19 protein-coding genes are annotated in these 18,177 nt (G+C 70.4%); 11 read left to right on the top strand and 8 right to left on the bottom strand.

What is annotated here, in order from left to right; genetic code table 11:
* Positions 1-89 precede the first annotated feature (89 nt).
* Complete coding sequence (locus ACZ6QQ_RS21215; RefSeq protein ID WP_465878281.1) at positions 90-734, bottom strand: RlpA-like double-psi beta-barrel domain-containing protein; 645 nt, start codon at positions 732-734, stop codon at positions 90-92.
* Positions 735-958: 224 nt separating this feature from the next.
* Between ACZ6QQ_RS21215 and ACZ6QQ_RS21210 the strand changes: the two genes are divergently transcribed.
* The 4 genes from ACZ6QQ_RS21210 (at position 959) to ACZ6QQ_RS21195 (ending at position 4,679) form a co-directional block, all read left to right on the top strand.
* On the top strand, positions 959-1,699 hold the full coding sequence (locus ACZ6QQ_RS21210) for a M50 family metallopeptidase (protein WP_465878278.1): 741 nt from the start codon (positions 959-961) through the stop codon (positions 1,697-1,699).
* Between the two features lie 102 nt (positions 1,700-1,801).
* Positions 1,802-2,776, top strand: coding sequence for a ketopantoate reductase family protein (locus ACZ6QQ_RS21205; protein WP_465878274.1), 975 nt, complete (start codon positions 1,802-1,804; stop codon positions 2,774-2,776).
* Between the two features lie 87 nt (positions 2,777-2,863).
* Positions 2,864-3,370, top strand: a complete 507-nt coding sequence (locus ACZ6QQ_RS21200) for a sigma factor-like helix-turn-helix DNA-binding protein (RefSeq protein WP_465878272.1) — start codon at positions 2,864-2,866, stop codon at positions 3,368-3,370.
* Positions 3,363-4,679, top strand: coding sequence for a hypothetical protein (locus ACZ6QQ_RS21195; RefSeq protein ID WP_465878269.1), 1,317 nt, complete (start codon positions 3,363-3,365; stop codon positions 4,677-4,679). The genes ACZ6QQ_RS21200 and ACZ6QQ_RS21195 overlap by 8 nt, the downstream gene beginning before the upstream one ends.
* Positions 4,680-4,696: 17 nt before the next feature.
* Here the strand turns inward: ACZ6QQ_RS21195 and ACZ6QQ_RS21190 are convergent, their stop codons facing one another.
* Positions 4,697-6,286 (bottom strand): acyl-CoA carboxylase subunit beta, encoded by a 1,590-nt coding sequence (locus ACZ6QQ_RS21190; protein ID WP_465878266.1) that lies wholly within the window; start codon positions 6,284-6,286, stop codon positions 4,697-4,699.
* 207 nt (positions 6,287-6,493) lie between these two features.
* Between ACZ6QQ_RS21190 and ACZ6QQ_RS21185 the strand changes: the two genes are divergently transcribed.
* A complete protein-coding gene (locus ACZ6QQ_RS21185; protein ID WP_465878263.1) occupies positions 6,494-7,381 on the top strand; it encodes a biotin--[acetyl-CoA-carboxylase] ligase in 888 nt (295 codons plus the stop codon).
* A gap of 139 nt (positions 7,382-7,520) precedes the next feature.
* Positions 7,521-8,090, top strand: coding sequence for a PH domain-containing protein (locus tag ACZ6QQ_RS21180; protein ID WP_465878261.1), 570 nt, complete (start codon positions 7,521-7,523; stop codon positions 8,088-8,090).
* A gap of 35 nt (positions 8,091-8,125) precedes the next feature.
* Here ACZ6QQ_RS21180 and ACZ6QQ_RS21175 read toward each other — a convergent pair whose 3' ends face one another.
* From ACZ6QQ_RS21175 to ACZ6QQ_RS21165, 3 genes are all read right to left on the bottom strand, one after another.
* The gene (locus ACZ6QQ_RS21175) at positions 8,126-8,707 is read right to left on the bottom strand and encodes a MaoC/PaaZ C-terminal domain-containing protein (RefSeq protein WP_465878258.1); all 582 of its coding nucleotides are present in this window, start codon (positions 8,705-8,707) and stop codon (positions 8,126-8,128) included.
* 23 nt (positions 8,708-8,730) lie between these two features.
* Complete coding sequence (locus ACZ6QQ_RS21170) at positions 8,731-9,411, bottom strand: GtrA family protein (protein ID WP_465878255.1); 681 nt, start codon at positions 9,409-9,411, stop codon at positions 8,731-8,733.
* A 67-nt stretch (positions 9,412-9,478) separates the two neighbouring features.
* On the bottom strand, positions 9,479-10,021 hold the full coding sequence (locus tag ACZ6QQ_RS21165; protein ID WP_465878253.1) for a GtrA family protein: 543 nt from the start codon (positions 10,019-10,021) through the stop codon (positions 9,479-9,481).
* Positions 10,022-10,494: 473 nt separating this feature from the next.
* Between ACZ6QQ_RS21165 and ACZ6QQ_RS21160 the strand changes: the two genes are divergently transcribed.
* From ACZ6QQ_RS21160 to ACZ6QQ_RS21150, 3 genes are all read left to right on the top strand, one after another.
* Positions 10,495-12,336 (top strand): phosphoenolpyruvate carboxykinase (GTP), encoded by a 1,842-nt coding sequence (locus ACZ6QQ_RS21160; protein ID WP_465878251.1) that lies wholly within the window; start codon positions 10,495-10,497, stop codon positions 12,334-12,336.
* 185 nt (positions 12,337-12,521) lie between these two features.
* Positions 12,522-13,643, top strand: a complete 1,122-nt coding sequence (locus tag ACZ6QQ_RS21155) for an NAD(P)/FAD-dependent oxidoreductase (RefSeq protein ID WP_465878408.1) — start codon at positions 12,522-12,524, stop codon at positions 13,641-13,643.
* A gap of 48 nt (positions 13,644-13,691) precedes the next feature.
* Positions 13,692-14,462, top strand: coding sequence for an isoprenyl transferase (locus ACZ6QQ_RS21150; protein ID WP_465878249.1), 771 nt, complete (start codon positions 13,692-13,694; stop codon positions 14,460-14,462).
* A gap of 656 nt (positions 14,463-15,118) precedes the next feature.
* Here the strand turns inward: ACZ6QQ_RS21150 and otsB are convergent.
* The 3 genes from otsB to ACZ6QQ_RS21135 form a co-directional block, all read right to left on the bottom strand.
* Positions 15,119-15,943, bottom strand: a complete 825-nt coding sequence (otsB, locus tag ACZ6QQ_RS21145) for a trehalose-phosphatase (protein ID WP_465878247.1) — start codon at positions 15,941-15,943, stop codon at positions 15,119-15,121.
* Positions 15,944-15,996: 53 nt separating this feature from the next.
* Positions 15,997-16,362, bottom strand: coding sequence for a hypothetical protein (locus ACZ6QQ_RS21140; protein ID WP_465878244.1), 366 nt, complete (start codon positions 16,360-16,362; stop codon positions 15,997-15,999).
* A gap of 161 nt (positions 16,363-16,523) precedes the next feature.
* Positions 16,524-16,964: an XRE family transcriptional regulator gene (locus tag ACZ6QQ_RS21135; RefSeq protein ID WP_465878242.1), complete on the bottom strand. Its 441-nt coding sequence runs from the start codon at positions 16,962-16,964 to the stop codon at positions 16,524-16,526.
* A 264-nt stretch (positions 16,965-17,228) separates the two neighbouring features.
* On the opposite strand from ACZ6QQ_RS21135, the gene ACZ6QQ_RS21130 reads away from it, so the two are divergent.
* Both ACZ6QQ_RS21130 and ACZ6QQ_RS21125 read left to right on the top strand, forming a co-directional pair.
* Entirely contained in the window at positions 17,229-17,573 is a 345-nt protein-coding gene (locus tag ACZ6QQ_RS21130; RefSeq protein WP_465878239.1) for a hypothetical protein, read from the top strand.
* A 31-nt stretch (positions 17,574-17,604) separates the two neighbouring features.
* Positions 17,605-17,943, top strand: coding sequence for a hypothetical protein (locus ACZ6QQ_RS21125; protein ID WP_465878237.1), 339 nt, complete (start codon positions 17,605-17,607; stop codon positions 17,941-17,943).
* Positions 17,944-18,177 lie beyond the last annotated feature (234 nt).

Genomic DNA, 18,177 nt, shown 5'->3' with positions numbered 1-18,177 from the left:
GGGGCGCCAACGACAGCCGGACCGGTGATCCCGAGGGAAACGGGATGACCGGCCCGGCTGTCGTACGTCTGCGGCGGGGGCGACTCCGGTCAGCCCACCCGCTCGATCACGGCTCGCCGGATCAGGAACTTGCCCGGCTCCCGGACCTGCTCGAAGGCCGCGTTGTTGAGCAGTACGCAGCTGCCCGACGGGCTGGTCACCCGTACCGTGGTGCTCTTGTTGTTGTCCAGGTTCGTGACCTTGAGCGTGGTGCCGACCGGGAACGTACCGCTGGAGGCGGCGGGTGCGGCGTTCTCGTTGAAGAGCGTGACGGTCGAGCCCTTGCACACGACCTCGCCGGCGCCCGGCGCGCCACCACCGGCATTGGCATCGTCACCGGTGGGTGCGGCCGGCGGGTTCGCGGCCGGCGGGTTCGCGGGCTGCGCCGGGGCGGGCGGCGCCGGTCGATCCGCGTTGACCTGCTGTGTGCATCCGGCGGTGGCACGGCGCTGCGCAATGAGGTCGACAACGGCCTGCCGGTTGGCGATGCGCGCCTCCGACAGGGCGTCCGGGTTCGCCCGCTGGTCGGCGATGAAGTTCAGGTTGTTGCGCAGCGCGGTGTCGAGGCCGTTGCAGTTCTCGCCCGCGTTGCCCATTCCCGTACCGACCGCGAGTGCGGTGCCGAGCAGGGCCGTCGCGGCCACACCGATGAGCAGCTTCCGTGCCCGGCCGGTCGTCCTGCTTCTCCTGTACATGCACCGCTCCCTTGATCCCACGCTGCCCGGTTGCAGCATCGATGGGTACGGGCCGGGGCGCCGAACGGATCAGATCGTTTCTCTTAAATGTTCCTCAAGTCCCGCTTGTCGGGTGTGGGCTCGTCACCCGCGCCATGGCTGGCTGTTACCGCCCGATCGACCCGGAGCTGACGCCGTTGTCACCCGGTCGCCGGCCTCGCGCAGGTGGGCTAGGCTCCCCGGCTGTGTCGATCGACAGCTTCACCGACGTCTGGAACCGGCTGTTCGACGCCCAACCGGATCCACCGCCGCTGCTCGTCCTGCTCACCGGAGTGGCCGCGCTCGCCGCGGTGCTGACCCGGCTGCCGTGGCGGATCGGCCGCAACGCCATCACCATCGCGCACGAGGGCGGGCACGCCCTGGCCGCACTGCTCACCGGGCGGCGGCTGCACGGCATCCGCCTGCACTCGGACACCTCCGGCCTGACCCTGTCGGCCGGGCGGCCGACCGGACCCGGCATGGCCTTCACCCTGCTCGCCGGCTACGTGGCCCCGTCGCTGATCGGGCTCGGCGGGGCCTGGCTGCTCGGCGGCAACCGGATCACCCTGCTGCTCTGGATAGCGGTGGTGCTGCTGCTCGCCATGCTCGTCATGATCCGCAATGCCTTCGGTGTCGTATCGATCGTGGTCACCACCGCGGTCGTCTTCGGCGTCTCCTGGTTCGCCGGACCGCAGGTGCAGGCGGTGTTCGCGTACACCGGGGTGTGGTTTCTGCTGATCGGCGGGATCCGGCCGGTCGGCGAACTGCAGACGCTGCGGCGGCGCGGGCGGATGCCGGCCTCCGACGCGGACCAACTGGCCGGGGTCACCATCCTCCCCGCCATCTTCTGGGTCGGACTGTTCGGCCTGGTCAACCTGCTGGCGCTCGGCATCGGTACGAGCCTGCTGGCCGGCGCCCACCTGGCCAACCTCGACCTGCCCTTCTGACCCGACCCCGTTCACGCCCACCCGGACCCGGCCCGGTCGATCCCGCGTACCCGGCGACGGGTCGCCCGAGTCCGGCCGAGCGGGCAGGAGCAGAATGATCCGGTGCGTTACGTGATCATCGGCGCGGGTGCGGTCGGCGGGACGATCGGCGTACGGCTGGCCCTGGCCGGCCACGATGTGACGCTGGTGGCCCGCGGCGCGCAACTGGACGCGCTCCGCTCCCGGGGGCTGACCCTGGCCACCCCGGACGGCGAACAGAGCGTCACCCTGCCCGCCGTCGGTGGCCCGGCCGAACTGGAGCTGACGCCGGAGACCGTCCTGGTGCTCACGGTGAAGTCCCAGGACACCCAGACCGCGCTCGGCGACTGGGCGGGGGCTCCGGTGACCGGCGGCGGTACGGCCGCCGACCGGCTGCCGCTGCTGACCGCCCAGAACGGCGTCGCGAACGAGCGGGCCGCGTTGCGCCGCTTCGACCGGGTCTACCCGGTCTGCCTCTGGCTGCCCGCCACCTTCCTCGAACCGGGTCTGATCGCCGCCGAAGGGCACCCGCATTCGGGCATGTTGCAGCTCGGCGGCTACCCGAGCGGCGCGGACGACACCGTACGGCGGATCGCCGACGAGCTGTCCGAAAGCGGGTTCGTCACCCGGGTACGGGACGACGTGATGCGCTGGAAGTACGGCAAACTGCTGGCCAACCTCGGCAACGGGCTGGACGCGCTCTTCGGCCGCGACGCCGACCAGGAGCTGGCCGACCTGCTACGCGCCGAGGGGATGGCGGCCCTGGCGGCGGCCGGAATCGCGCACACCTCCCGAGCGGAGGAGATCGCCGACCGGGCCGACAACGTGGCGGCCCGGCCGGTGGCGGGGCGGGCACGGGCCGGCAGTTCTACCTGGCAGAGCCTGGCCCGGGGCACCGGCTCGACCGAGACCGACTACCTCAACGGCGAGATCGTGCTGCTGGGGCGCCTGCACGGGGTGCCTACCCCGGTGAACGCCGCCGTGCAGCGCGCGGTCCGGCGGGCCGTACGCGAACGGATCCCGGCCGGCGGCTTCCCACCGGCGCAACTGCTGCCGTGACCCGGCACGCCGGAAAAGTCGGCGCCGGGCGGCAACCGAACACCCGCCCGTACGCGTATGACCTCCGACGCCCAGGGGAGGTAGCCGGTGCCCGACGACGTCGGCGGATTCGACGAGTTCTACCGGGGGAGCCGGCAACGGTTGCTCGGCTACGTTTACCTGCTCACCGGTGACCTGTCGGAGGCACAGGACGCGGTCCAGGAGGCGTACATCCGGGCCTGGCAGCGCTGGTCGACGGTGAGCGGGTACGAGGACCCCGAATCCTGGGTACGGGTGGTCGCCGCCCGGGTCGCGGTCAGCCGCTGGCGGACCATCCGCAGCCGGGCACGGGCGTACCTGCGGCACGGGGCGGTGGAGACCGTGACGCCGGGACCGGGTACCGACACCGTCGACGTGGTGGCCGCGCTGCGCCGGCTGCCCGAGGAGCAGCGGACCGCGCTGGCTCTGTACTACCTGCTCGGTCTTCCGGTCGCCGAGGTCGCGCGGGAGACCGGTGCGCCGGTCGGCACCGTCAAGGCCCGGCTGTCCCGGGGGCGGGTGGCGCTGGCCGGCCTGCTGGCCGTCGTCGAACTGGAGGAGGCCGCCGATGCCTGAGCCGTGGGTGGAGCGGACGCCGGACCCGGACCCGGAGCCGAAGACGAACGCGCGGGAGACGCCGGAGGTGGGCCGGCGACCGGAGGCGGAACCGGTGGTGGACCTGTCGGCGGAGCCGCCGCGCGACGTACTGCCGGAGTCACTGGCGGCGCTGATGGGCGAGCCACCGCCGGACCCGTACCCGGATCCGGTCCTGCCCGACCTGCTCGGCGACCGGGCCCGACTGCTCGCCGAACGACTCGCCGCCGACCTGGCCGGGGTGACCTGGCCGGCGCCGGAACAGATCCGGGCCGTGGGCCGGCGACGGGCCCGGCGTACGGCGGTGGCGGTGCCGCTCGCCGTCGTGATGGTCATCGCCGCGATCTGGGGGCTGGCCGGGGCGCTGCCCCGAACCGGCGCCGGACCGGAGTCCGTGGCCGGGCGGCCCGATGTGGACACCGTCGGCCCGGCGACCGTGCCGTTACCACCGGGCGGGCGGTCACCGGCGCGGTCAGGCGGCGCGGTGACGAGCCTCGACACAGCCTGGATTCCCGCGATCGCCCTGCTCCAGCCGGCCGACCTCGGGCTCAACTTCCGGATCAGCGACGACCGCAGCGGTCCGCCCGGTTCGGCACCGGACTGGCCGTTCCGGCTCGGCCAGAGCTGCCCGGCCTATCCGGGGCTGCGCCTGGCCGGCTACCAGAACTACCTGTACAGCCGGGGGCACAGCATCGACGGGGACACCGAGGACGGACGCCGGCAGTCGCTGACCCAGCAGGTGGTCCGGTACGCCGACGGCGGTGCCGCCCGGTCGGTGGTGGAGGACGTACGCCGGGTGGTTGAGGCGTGCCGGACGTACGACGCCCCGCCGACCGTCTCGACCGGGTACGCCACCCCGACCCCGGTGGTCCCCCCCGGCGGGTCGGGCGCCCCGAGCCCGTCGGTCGGGCCGAGCGGTCCCGCCGGTTCGTCCCCGCCCGCCGCCGGGGCCGACCGGGAAGCGCCGAGCACCCAGCCCGGTGCCCCCGGCACCAGCCCCGGTGTCACGACCGGCGGTTCCGGTACCCCCAACGGCACCCGGCACGCCTGGCGCGTGCTCGGTGACGGGTTCGCCGGAAACCAGTCCCTGCTGGTGCGGCAGGAGGTGAGCGCGCCGACGAGCCCGGCCGGTGCGGGACCCGACGGCGGCCGGGTCACCCTCTACGCCGTGGTCCGGGTCGGTGACCTGGTCGCCGTGCTGGAGTCGTACGACTACGACGACGCGCGGATGCGCCAGCTCGCCGACCGGGCCACCGCCTGGCTCTGCCCGTACGCCCACCCGGGCTGCTGAGCAGCGGGGATTGGCGACTACAGCGGGATGTTGCCGTGCTTCTTCGGCGGCAGCGTCTCCCGCTTGGTCCGCAGCACCCGCAGCGCCCGGACGATCTGGGTACGGGTCTGCGCCGGCGCGATGACCGAGTCGACGTACCCGCGTTCGGCGGCGACGTACGGGTTCGCCAGGGTCTCCTCGTACTCGGCGATTTTGGCGGCCCGGACGGCTGCCGGGTCCTCGGCGGCACCCAGTTCGGCGCGGTAGAGGATGTTCACCGCTCCCTGGGCCCCCATCACCGCGATCTGCGCGGTCGGCCAGGCGAAGTTGAGGTCGGCGCCGAGGTGCTTGGAGCCCATCACGTCGTACGCCCCGCCGTAGGCCTTGCGGGTGATGACGGTGACCTTCGGGACGGTCGCCTCGGCGTACGCGTAGATGAGCTTGGCGCCCCGGCGGATGATGCCGTCCCACTCCTGACCGGTGCCGGGCAGGAATCCGGGTACGTCCACAAAGGTCAGTACGGGGATGTTGAACGCGTCGCAGGTGCGGACGAAGCGGGCCGCCTTCTCCGACGCGGCGATGTCCAGGGTCCCGGCGAAGTGCATCGGCTGGTTCGCCACCACCCCGACCGGGCGCCCCTCGACCCGGCCGAAGCCGACCACGATGTTCTGCGCGTAGAGCGGGTGGACCTCCAGGAACTCCCCGTCGTCGAGCACGTGCTCGATCACGGTGTGGATGTCGTACGGCTGGTTCGCCGAGTCCGGGATCAGGGTGTCCAGTTCCCGGTCGGTGTCGGTGATCTCCAGTTCCGCCTCTGCGGCGAACGTCGGCGGCTCGTCGAGGTTGTTCGCCGGCAGGTACGACAGCAGCGCCTTGACGTAGTCGATCGCGTCCTCCTCGTCGCTGGCGAGGTAGTGCGCGTTGCCGCTGCGGGTGTTGTGCGTACGCGCCCCGCCCAGCTCCTCCATGCCCACGTCCTCGCCGGTCACCGTCTTGATCACGTCCGGTCCGGTGATGAACATGTGCGAGGTCTGGTCGACCATCACGGTGAAGTCGGTGACTGCGGGGGAGTAGACGGCGCCACCCGCGCAGGGTCCCATCACCAGCGAGATCTGCGGGATGACACCGGAGGCGCGGACGTTGCGGAAGAAGATCTCCCCGTAGAGGCCGAGGCTGACCACGCCCTCCTGAATCCGGGCGCCGCCGGAGTCGTTGATCCCCACCACCGGGCAGCCGATCTTCATGGCCAGGTCCATCACCTTGACGATCTTCTGGCCGAAGACCTCGCCGAGGGAGCCGCCGAAGATGGTGAAGTCCTGGGCGAAGACGCAGATCTGCCGGCCGTCGACGGTGCCGTACCCGGTGACCACGCCGTCGCCGTACGGGCGGGTGCGGTCCAGTCCGAAGTTGGTCGACCGGTGCCGGGCCAGCTCGTCCAGTTCGACGAAGGAGCCGGGGTCGAGCAGCAGCTCGATCCGCTCGCGGGCGGTCTTCTTGCCCCGCGCGTGCTGCTTCTCCACCGCTCGGGCCGAGCCGGCGTGCACCGCCTCGTCCACCCGTCGTTGCAGGTCCGCCAGCTTGCCGGCGGTGCTGTGGGTGTTGGTCTCGACTTTGCTGCTCGCGCTCACGTTCGGTGTCTGCCTTTCCTCGCGACTCTGCGGGGCCAGCCTCGTTCGCTCCTCGCGCTCACGGTGCCCGGGCACGCCCGGCGCTGCTTCTCACACAGGCCCAGTCCTGGATCGTAACGATGCGTTCGGCAGCCGTCGCCGATCGCCGGGGTGGGCTTGGCCTCACTCGTCCGTCGGCGGCCGGGGTGGCGGCCGTAGGCTGGGCTGATGCCGGGCTCGCCGTACACCGATCTTGACCGTCCTCCGCTCGACGCCCGTGGGCTGCGGCGGGCGTTGGTCACCCCGGACGGCTTCTGGACCCGGCTCGACCTGCGCGCCGAGACCGGTTCCACCAACGCCGACGCGGTCGCCGCGGCGACCGCGGGCGAGCCGGAGGGGCTGGTGGTGGTCGCCGAGACGCAGACCGCCGGGCGCGGTCGGCGGGGCCGCAGCTGGCAGTCGCCACCCCGGGCCGGGATCGCGACCAGCGTCCTGCTCCGGCCGGGGGAGCCGGTGCAGGCGCGGGGCTGGCCGGGCGTGACCCCCTCGGCGTACGGCTGGCTGCCGCTGCTCGCCGGGGTGGCGCTGGTCGAGGCGGTGACCCGGATCGGGGAGCTGCCCGACGGGCTGGCGGTGGGCCTGAAGTGGCCGAACGACCTGCTGCTCGGGGCGGCGAAGGGCGCCGGCATCCTGGCCGAGGCGGTGCCGGCCGCCACGGTCCGCCAGCCACCGGCGATCGTGGTCGGGATCGGGCTGAACGTGACCCTGCGGGCGGACGAGCTGCCGACCAACCCGACCGGCCTGGTGGCCACCTCGCTGCGGTTGGCCGGTGCGTCGGTGGTCGACCGCGATCCACTGCTGCGGGCGCTGCTGCGCGGTCTGGCCGACTGGTACGGGCGCTGGCGGCTGGCCGGTGGTGACGCCGAGGCGTCCGGCCTGCGCGCCGCCTACCTGCGGCACAGCGCCACGGTCGGCGAGCCGGTACGGGTGCTGCTGCCGGCCGGCGACGAGCTGGTCGGCTCGGCGACCACGGTCGATCCGGAGGGGCGGCTGGTGGTCCGGGCAGCCGACGGTGAGCATCGGGTGGCCGCCGGTGACGTGCTGCACCTGCGCTGACGCGCGGGGTCGAGTCGGACACCGGGGGCGGAACAACCGTGCCCGGCACACCGGGGGTGTGTCGGCGATCAGGTGACGCGTCCGGTAACCCCGAGCCGTTACGGTCAGCGCGAACACTGACGTATCCCAGGAGGTTTGCGTGGCTTTCCCCGAAGATGTGCTCACCGCGGACGAGCACGTCGTGCTGCATCTGCACCCGCACTGGAAGGCCCTGATCCGGCCGGTTCTGGTGCTGGTGCTGGCCATCGCCGCGGTGGTCGTCGGGGGCGTGCTGCTGCCCGACGGCGACGCCGGCAGGATCGGCCTGTACGTGCTCGCGGCCATCGGTCTGGTGCTCGTACTCTGGCTCAGCCTCTGGCCGTTCCTGGTCTGGCGGGCCACCCACTACCTGTTCACCAACGAGCGGGTGGTGCTGCAACAGGGTGTCTTCCACCTCGACCGTCGGGACATCCCGCTCGGCCGGGTCAACGACCACACGATGAACCAGCACTTCGTCGAGCGGCTGCTCGGCTGCGGCACGTTGACCATCGAGTCGGCGGGCGAGCGCGGGCAGACCGTGCTCACCGACATCCCGCACGTCAGCCAGGTGCAGACCCGGCTCTACGAACTGGTCGAGGCGGACCACGACAAGCACTCGCTCGGTGAGGGCGAGCTGCGCGAGGTGCTCGCCGACGTCAGCGAGGGCAAGCCGCTGCGCGACAAGCCCTGACGATTCGCCGCCGGCCGGATCGCCGGCACCGGGTGTCAGAGCCCGGTGCCGTCACCGTCACCGTCACCGTCGCCGGACGTGGTCGCGGTTGGTTCGCGAAGGACGAACCAGCCACGGAACCTGGTCCGTAACACCTCTTGTTCCGGCTGGTCGTCAGCGTCCAGCCGGACCATGGTGGCGCTCATGGTGACGGTGCCGAGTCCCGGCCGGGCGGTGGAGTGCTTGCGACCGACCACGTCGAGTCGGGTGGCGAGCCGGTCACCGGCCCGGACCGGGGCGAGCCAGCGCAGTTCCTCCAGCCCGGGGGAGGCGTCGGCGGCGGTCCGGGAGAGCAGGTGGTCGACGTACGCGCGCATGAACAGGCTCACCGTGAAGAAGCCGCTGGCGATCATCCCGCCGTAGTGGCTCTGCCGGGCGAGTTCCGCGTCGAGGTGGTACCACTGGGGGTCGAAGCGCTCCGCGAACGCCACCATCTCGGCCTCGTCGACGGTGGTCACGCCGAGGTCGAAGGTCCGCCCGGGGCTGAGGTCCTCGAAGAAGATGTCGGCCGCCGCGCCCGTCCCGGAGCGGATCGCCGCCCCGGTCGACGGGGTGTTGATCGCCGGGTTGCCGGTCATCGGGCTGCTGGTCAACGGGCTGGTCAATGCGTTGCGGGGCGGTGGGCGGCAGCAGCCCGCAGTTCGTCGGCGAACTCGGCCGTCAGATCATCCTTGACGGTCAGCGGGTTGTCGTCGACCGAAGGATGTCCGCCGTTGACGGGGCCGTCCGGCGCGGACGGGATCCGGTGGGAGGCCTCCTCCAGCTCGGTGACCGCCTCGGCCAGTTCGGCCACCGGGTCGAGCTCGACCAACCCGTCCGCACCGTGGTCGTGCCCGTCGACGTGGCTCGCCACCGGTTGGAACACGAACGTGCGGTACGACCAGAAGCGGAACACCGTGGCCAGGCCCACCCCGACGGTCTTCGCGACGTTCAGGGCGAGCAGCCCGTGGATGCCCAGGCCGTACTTTGCCGCCGCCAGCACGCCGAGCTCGATGGCGAGCCCGGTGGTGTTGAACAGGAAGAACAGCAGGTACTCGCGACGCATTGCCGATTTCGGGCGATCCCGGTATGTCCAGTACCGGTTCATCAGGTATGAGCTGATCGCCGCGATAACGGTGGCGATGACCGTTGCCTTGAGCTGGCCGTTCTCGAACACTGTCAGTGCGAGCGCGTTGAACACCGCGTAATTGATGACGGTGTTGACGCCGCCCACGATGCCGAACTTCGCGGCCTCGCGGGCGAACTTCTGCCAACGGTCGGGGAGCAGCCGGACAAGACGCATTTGGTCACCTTAGGGCAGGACAACACCGACCGGGAGCGGCCGGCGCGCAGGTGGGCGCCAGGTCACGCTACTGATCACTCTTGGTGATGACGTCCGGGGCATCCTGTGCGGCCGGACCGACGAAGACAAACCGCCGATAGGACCAGAACCGGAACAGTGTGCCCAGTGCGGCACCGACCAGGTTGGCGGCGATGTTGTCGGCGAGCAGCGACTTGAACACTCCCGGCCAGATGCTGCCCAGCCCGTAGTGGCTGATCCCCAGGCAGGCCAGGGCGATGCCGAGGCCGACCGTGTTGAAGAAGAAGTAGAGCCCGTACTCGCGGGCCATGCCGGTGCGTTCGCGGTGGCGCCAGGTCCAGAACCGGTTGCCGACGAAGGCGATCGTCGCGGCGACGACGGTGGAGACCGTCTTCGCACTGAGCGTCTCCATCTCCCAGACCTCGCGGGCGACGTTGAACACCGCCAGGTCCACGGCGAACGCCACCCCACCGACCAGACCGAACTTGCCCAACTCTCGGACGAGGTGGCCGAACCGGTTGAAGAGGGTGCGGAAGAGACCCTGCCGGGTGCCCGGGGGAGAGGGCTGATCGCCGGTAACGGTGGCTGACACAGGTCGAGCCTACCGGCTCCGGGGGCGCCCTGACTCCCGGCTGCCGCGAGTCGTCGCCGGGCGCGCCGACCAGCCTGAAACCGCTGTGCGGCAAGGCGTCCACTGTCGCCAACGGTGACAGCGGGGTTACCGCCACGGCTGGTACGGCTGGGATCAACCCCGTCGGCCGGACCCGCTTCTCGCACCCTGGGTGAATCGTCGCGACGGCCCAGCGGGCGCCACAACAGAGCGCCCCGCGTCGGGACGGCGCGCAAAGATTTGCGTGAAACTGCGCGCGGGAGCGGCGGATTGCTCGCCTTACCGCAAAACCACCGTATCTTGTGCAGTTCTTCACAACCCGTCTCGCTGCCCCGATCGGTAATTCGGTTTAGGCTGGTGGAAATCCCAGGCTTTTGCACCGGCGAGCATCTCCAGCCCGTCGGGTGTCGCTTCACCCCTCATATCGGTCAGCGTCGACCACAAGGAGAATCGTCATGTCTGCTCCGGCAACCATCCGGGGGCTCGATCAAGCTCCGACGTCCCACTCCAAGTTGCTCGCCTGGGTCAAGGAAGTCGCCGAGCTGACCCAACCCGAACGGGTGGTCTGGGCGGACGGCTCCGAGGCGGAATGGCAACGGCTCACCGACGAGCTGGTGCAGGCCGGAACACTGGTCCGACTCAATCCGGAGCTCAAACCCAACTCCTTCTGGGCGCGTACGGATCCCTCCGATGTGGCGCGGGTCGAGGACCGTACCTACATCTGTTCGGTGGACGAGGCCGACGCCGGTCCCACCAACAACTGGATGGCACCGGCCGAGATGAAACGGACGATGACGGACCTCTACCGCGGTTCGATGCGCGGACGCACCATGTACGTCATCCCGTTCTGCATGGGCCCGCTGGAGGCGGAAGACCCCATGTACGGCGTGGAAATCACCGACAGCGCGTACGTGGTCGCCTCCATGCGCATCATGACGCGAATGGGCGCGACGGTGCTGGAGGCGATGGGCAACAACGCCAACTACGTGCCGGCGCTGCACTCACTCGGTGCGCCGTTGGCGCCGGGCGAGCAGGACTCGTTCTGGCCGTGCAACGAGACCAAGTACATTTCGCACTTCCCGGAGACCCGCGAGATCTGGTCGTACGGGTCCGGTTACGGCGGCAACTCGTTGCTGGGCAAGAAGTGCTACTCGCTGCGGATCGCCAGCGTGATGGCGCGGGACGAGGGCTGGCTCGCCGAGCACATGCTGATCATGAAGGTCACCTCGCCGGAGGGGAAGGTGCACTACATCGCCGGTGCCTTCCCGTCCGCCTGCGGCAAGACGAACCTGGCCATGCTGGAGCCGACGATTCCGGGGTGGAAGGTCGAGACGATCGGCGACGACATCGCCTGGATGCGATTCGGCGAGGACGGCCGGCTCTACGCGGTCAATCCCGAGTTCGGGCTCTTCGGAGTGGCGCCGGGAACCGACTGGAAGACCAACCCCAACGCCATGCGTACGCTCGACCGGGGCAACTCGATTTTCACCAATGTGGGCCTCACCGACGACGGTGACGTCTGGTGGGAGGGGATGGGCGAGGCACCGTCGCACCTCGTCGACTGGAAGGGCAACGACTGGACGCCGGACAACGGCGAACTGAGCTCGCACCCGAACTCGCGATTCTGCACCCCGTTGGCCCAGTGCCCGATTCTGGCCGACGAGTTCAACGACCCGAACGGGGTGCCGATCGACGCGATCCTTTTCGGCGGCCGGCGCAAGGACACGATTCCCCTGATCACCGAGGCTCGGGACTGGGTCCACGGCGTCTACATGGGAGCGACGCTCTCCTCGGAGACCACCGCTGCGGCGGCCGGTCAGGTGGGGGTGGTGCGGCGGGACCCGATGGCGATGCTGCCGTTCATCGGCTACAACGCCGGTGACTACTTCGGACACTGGATCGAGATGGGCAAGGGCACCGACGGGGACGCGAGCAAGCTGCCGAAGGTGTACTACGTCAACTGGTTCCGCAAGGACCAGGACGGCAACTTCCTCTGGCCGGGCTTCGGCGAGAACTCGCGGGTGATCAAGTGGATCATCGAGCGGCTGGAGGGTCGGGGGGCCGCCGTCGAGACCCCGATCGGCATGGTGCCGGCGCAGGACGCGTTGGATGTCGAGGGGCTCGGTCTCACTCCGGAGGATGTCCGGATAGCCCTGAAGGTCGACGTTGACGAATGGCGCGACGAGCTGCCCATGATCAACGAATGGTTCGAGAAGTTCGGCGACAAGCTGCCGGGCGTGCTCTGGGCCGAGTTGGACGCGCTACGCGCCCGGCTCGACGCCGAACAGCCCGCCTGAGCCGGCGCAGGACACGCCGACGGCGGTAGGACAACCTATCCGTCTCGCCCGTAACCGGGCATTATCAGCAGCATGACAACGGCCGCCGGGACCCACGCCCGGCGGCCGTCCTGCCGCCCACCCGCCAGCACGTCGGCAACCGAGCCGGTCCGGCGCGTCCCGACCGGCGGACCGGCCCGGTGAGCATGGACTGTTACGACGTCGCCGTGATCGGCGCCGGCCCGGCCGGCGCGAGCGCCGCACTGGCCGCCCGCCGGGCCGGGGCGAGCGTGCTCCTGTTGGACCGGGCCGACTTCCCCCGGGACAAGGCGTGCGGGGACGGAATCGCCGCCCACACCCTGGACGTCCTCGCCGACCTCGGGGTCCGGGACGCGGTGACCGGCTACGCGCCGGTGCCCGCGCTGCGACTGGTGGCACCCGGCGGGGCCCAGGTCGCCCGGGACCTGCCCCGGGCCGCGTACACGGTCCCCCGGAAGGTCTTCGACGCCCGTCTGGTCGCCGCGGCGGTGGCCGCCGGTGCGGACCTGCGCCGGCACACCGTACGCCGGATCGAAAGCCGGCCCGACCGGGTCGTGCTCGACCGGATGCTGTCGGCCCGGGCCGTGGTCGGCGCCGACGGCGCCGGCTCCGTCGTCCGCCGAGCGCTCGGCCACGGCCACAACCCCGACGGACACCTCGCCATCGCCATCCGGGGCTACGCGCCCGCCGGCAGCGGCCCGGTCGAGCAGCGCATCATCACCTCCGGCAGCGGGTGGCCGGCCTACGCCTGGTCGTTCCCGATCGGCGACGGCCGGGCCAACATCGGGTACGGCGAAGTCCTGCGCGGCACCCCGGTCAGCCGACAGCGCCTGCTCGACGGCCTGCACACCCTGCTGCCCGAACTGGCCCCCGACACCGTCACCGACCTGCGCGCCCACCACCTGCCGCTGTCCACCCGCCGACCGGCCCCCGGCCGGGACCGGATCGTGCTCGCCGGCGACGCGCTCTCCCTGATCAACCCGTTCACCGGGGAGGGCATCTTCTACGCCGTCCTCTCCGGCGCCCTCGCCGGTACGGCCGCAGCCACCTCCCCCGACCACGCCGCCGACCGGTACGCCCACGCGCTGCGCCGCCGCCTCGGCCGTCACCTGCGACACAGTTCCGCCACCGCCCGGCTGGCCCGACACCGGACAGTGGTCGACGCGGCCATCCGGGCGGCCCAATCCGACCGGCGAGTCTTCGAGGTCATGGTGGAACTGGGACTCGGTGACGGACTGCTCGACCTCCGTACGCTGCGGAAGATCGGGCGCGGACTCGTCACCCGCTGATGGGCGCCCCCGGCTCGCCCCACGATTTGGGTCGCTAGTCTGCAGGGGATGACTCTGCGGGACCTGGTCTACTCAGCGTACGAACGGCGGTTGGCGGCGAAGCTGGCCGGTAAGCCCGTGCCCCAGCACGTCGGCGTGATGTGCGACGGCAACCGAAGATGGGCCCGGGAGATGGGCTACGTCGACCCCAACGACGGCCACCGGGTCGGCGCCGCCAAGATCAAACACGTCCTCGAATGGTGCGACCAGGCCGACATCGGGCACGTCACGCTCTATCTCCTCGCCACCGACAACCTGCGCCGCCCCGCCAGCGAACTCGACCCGCTGCTCCAGATCATCGAGGACCTCGTCGTCGAACTCGCCGAAGAAGGCAACCCCTGGCGACTGCGGATGGTCGGCGCACTCGACCTGTTACCCGCACAGACCGCCACCGCCCTCAAGGCCGCCGAGGAACGTACCCAGGACCGGGTCGGCGGCGCCCAGGTCAACATCGCCGTCGGCTACGGCGGCCGCCGCGAGATCGCCGACGCCGTACGCTCCCTGCTCTACGAACACGCCGCCGCCGGCGGAACCATCGAAGAACTCGCCGAGGTCCTCGACGCCGAACACATCGCCGAACACCTCTACACCCGCGGCCAGCCCGACCCCGACCTGGTCATCCGCACCAGCGGCGAGCAACGCCTCTCCGGCTTCCTGCTCTGGCAGTCCGCCCACTCCGAGTTCTACTTCTGCGACGCCAACTGGCCCGACTTCCGCCACGTCGACTTCCTCCGCGCCCTCCGGTCCTACGCCAGCCGACAACGCCGGTACGGAGCTTGATGATCTCGCTCCGCTCGGTTGGCTCGCTCCGCTTCGCGCCGCCCAGTGCGGCAACTTCGCCCTGCGGGCGATGACGGCTTCGCCGCATCGTCCTCGGACGAAGTCACCGCGGCGGCGCTCGGTCGACTCGCGACGTCTGTAGCGGTCACCACGCACTCACGCTTTCTTCACCGCCCCCCCGCCCCCCATCGCTCTCCTCGCCGATCTAGGGCAAATACGTGCTTGTGGATCTCCAGGAACACGTATTTGCCCTAGATCGGCGAGGTGGGGAGGTGGGGAGGTGGGGAGGTGGGGTGGGGAGGTGGGGTGGGGTGGGGAGGGCTCGGGGTGGTGGGGTGGGCGGATGCGGCGCCGGTGTGGGTAGCGGCGGCTGGGGGCCACTGTGGAGGCGAGCGTCGGATCCCCGGGTATGCGCGGCTGGGTCGGCGCCACGGGCGTACCCGGGGCACTTTTAGCTGGACCGCCGACCAGAAGAACCGGACGGCGAAGAAAGCGAAAGTCCGTCGTAACCGCAACGAAGGTCGCGAGTCGACCGAGCGCATCGGGGGCGGGTGACTTCGTCCGAGGACGGCGAGGCGAAGCCTTCGCCGCCCGCAGGACGAAGTCACCGCATCAGGCGGCGCGAAGCGGAGCGAGCCACGCCGGCGGAGCCGGCGTCAGTTAAACCTGTGCACGGCCTCGGTGAGGAAGTCGCCCAGGGCTTCGGGGGAGTCGATGGTGAGGTCGGCGGCGGTGGCTACCTCTTCGCCGGTCTCGGGGTTGGCGACGGCGACGCAGACGCCGAAGAAGTCGGGGTGGGTCTCTTCGCGGGCGCGTAGTGCGGCGAAGGCCTTGATGTCGGAGACGTCGTCACCGAAGTACCAGGCGCAGCCGGCGCCCTGTACGGCTTCGCCGATGACCATGCCCTTGTCGCGGTCGACCGGGGGCTTGATCTCGATGACCATCCGGCCGATCTGCACTCGCAGGCCACGGCGTTGGGCCTGGTCGCGACCCCAGGATTCGATGGTCTTCGCCAGTTGGGGCGCGGTGCGGTAGTGCAGGGCGACGGAGAGTCGTTTGTATTCGACGAGGGTGCCCTCGGGCAGCTCGTCGCGGGCCTGTTGGGCCAGTTCGGCCATGGTCGGCACCCATGGCAGCGCGGTCGGCTCGGTCACCGTCTCGCCGGATCCGTGGCTGTGTTCCAGTCCGTAGAGTCCGTAGAGGTCGACGTCGGTCAGCCCGGTGAAGTGGTCGCGGAGGAACTCGACCGGGCGGGCCGAGACGATCGCGACCCGTTGGACGACGCTGGCGAGGGCGTCGAGGGCCGCGAGGACCTTCGGTGCCGGTTGCACCGCGGTCGGGTCGTCATGGACCGGGGCGAGCGTGCCGTCGAAGTCGAAGAAGAGCGCGCACTGCCCGGCCCGGCCAGTGGTGGCCTGCCAGGCCTGTTCCGCTGTCAGGGGTCGGGTCGGGCGCTGATTGCCCGTGTTGATCGGCCGCACGGGCGTCAGCGTACCCCGGTCGTTACGGTCTTAGATGGCGTCCAGCTGAACCTTCAGTCCTCGCCCCCGAGCATGGCGCGGCGGCTGTGCATCCGTGGCCCGATCGGTACCACCGACGGGTCAGGGTGGCTGAGCAGGTAACCCTCGACAAATCCGGTGTTGCGGTCGCCGGTGTGGCTGTCGAGTTCGTTCAGGCGGGCGATGAGGAATTCGGTGAGCGCGGTGACCCGCTCGTTGAGTCGTTCGTGCAGATCGGCGACGACGGCAAGAACGGTCGCGACGCCGGTGGCGGTGAGGGCGATCATGTTCACCACGACCGGGAGTTCCGCGCCGTTGACGGTGCCGAGCACGACGTTGGCGGTCACGCACAGTGTCACTGACACGGCCGCGACCATGGCTGCCATCCATTTCAGGGTCATGGCTAGACCCCTCCTTCTGTCCCGCAGGGCTGGGTTCGGCTTTGTCCCGTCCCCCCGCCGACGACGAGCCCAAGCAGTACGAAAAGGCACGTTAGCGCGCGTATTCAGGTGCTGGTGCGGTACGCATGAGAAGCATGGCGATTCTTGCGCCATTTGAGGAACTAGCCCGCCCGCTTACCCCCTTTTCGGACATCTCCTGGCAAGGTGGGCCGGTATGCCAGATATCTGATTGTCTCCCTGATGTGAAATTTCTCCGCCTCGGAGACGTGGGGATCCACCAGTCGGCGGAGCAGCGCTTCGACGTCCGGGTCCATCGGTGGGGTGCCCGGGGCGGGGCGCGCGGAGGTGGTCCGGTCCCAGCCGAGCGCTCCGAAGGCGGTGGTCGGGCTGATGCCGAGCCCTTCACAGAACGCGACGACGCGTTCGGCTTCGGGGTCGCTGGCCCACTCGCCGCGTACCCAGCGGTTGATGGTCTGGCGGGAGACGCCGGTGCGCCGGGAGACCTCCGTGCCGGACCACGCGCGGGTGGCGCGGGCGTCGTCGAGGGCCTTGCGTACGAAGGCGGCGAAGGCGATCTTGCGTCCGTGGGCACTGTCCGGCACCCGGTGACGGTACGTCCAGTCGTCGGATTCCGCCGGAGGCGGTGTGTTTTCGTGCCGTGCACGTGACGATTGGGTGGGGATCCCGGTAAACGACTTGGTGCTCGTGTTGAGGGGTATCACGTGGTCAGAGTAGTGGTACGCGGGTCTGGGGGTAATCAGACGAAAAGATGATACTGTCACGTACGTGGGACGATCTAACGTGTGTCACGTGCTTGAGACCATCGGTGCTCACGTGGGTCACCTCCTCGTGACAGGAGGGATTCGGTGACGGAACTCGCAACCCGTGCCCAGGCATTCGGGTTGATCGCCGACGGGGTGGCTGCGGGGCTGAGCGCCCCGTGGCGCCTCTATCTGGCCCGGGGTTGTCGTTACCTGTCGCTGAACGTCGGCGACCGGGCCGAGTGGAACTCGTGGCGGACCCACCTGGGCTGCCCCGAGCTGAGCGTGCGGGTCTACGACGCGGGCGGGGAGATCCGCCGGGCCTCCGTGGCCGAGGTCGTACTCGACGGGTGCCGGATCAGTGTCGAGCTGGTCGAAGAGGTGAGTACGGACGATCTCGATCGGCTGCTCATCGCCGATCCCACCCCGACCGAGTCGGAGGAGCAATGAACGGGCGACGCGTACCGGCCGGGGTGGCCAGATGAGCCCCTTCTTCGCGGTCTTCCTCGTACTTCTGTTGGGCTCGTCCAGCTATGCCGCCGGTCGCCTGCACGGCCAGCTCAGCTACCGGGTCGGTTACCGGTTCGGATACCGCCAGGGCTACTTCGACGGCGACCGGGGAGCCTGGAACCGCCGTCGGCGGGAAGCCCAGGCGGCCATCGCCTCGGTTCTGGCCGGGCCACCGGGAAATGCCGCCGACACCGCCCCGGACCCCGCCGCCGGGGACCAGGGCACGACGTACACGGGTTCTTCTTTCGCGGGGACCGCGACCAACGGCGGACGGCACTCCACCGACGCGTACGCCGGCCGGAACGCTTAGCCGGTGGCGAGGTGGGGTGAGCGGTCACCCGCGATCACGGTGCGTCGTCCGCGGCGGACACGCACCGGCGGGATCACGTCAGACCGGTGACGGTGATCCCACCGGCCGGGGTGCGCGCAGGGGGCATGCATCCCGGCCGGTCTCCGTACCGGGGGGGGGGGGGGGGGGGGGGGGGGGGGGGGGAGGGAGGGACGTAGCGGCTCGCGGGAGTAATCGTGCGGGCGGAGGGGGTGG

The organism is Micromonospora sp. NPDC049529 (genome assembly GCF_055586685.1).
Note: the sequence above shows the minus strand (reverse complement) of the source record. Positions and strands in the feature narration are given on the sequence as shown.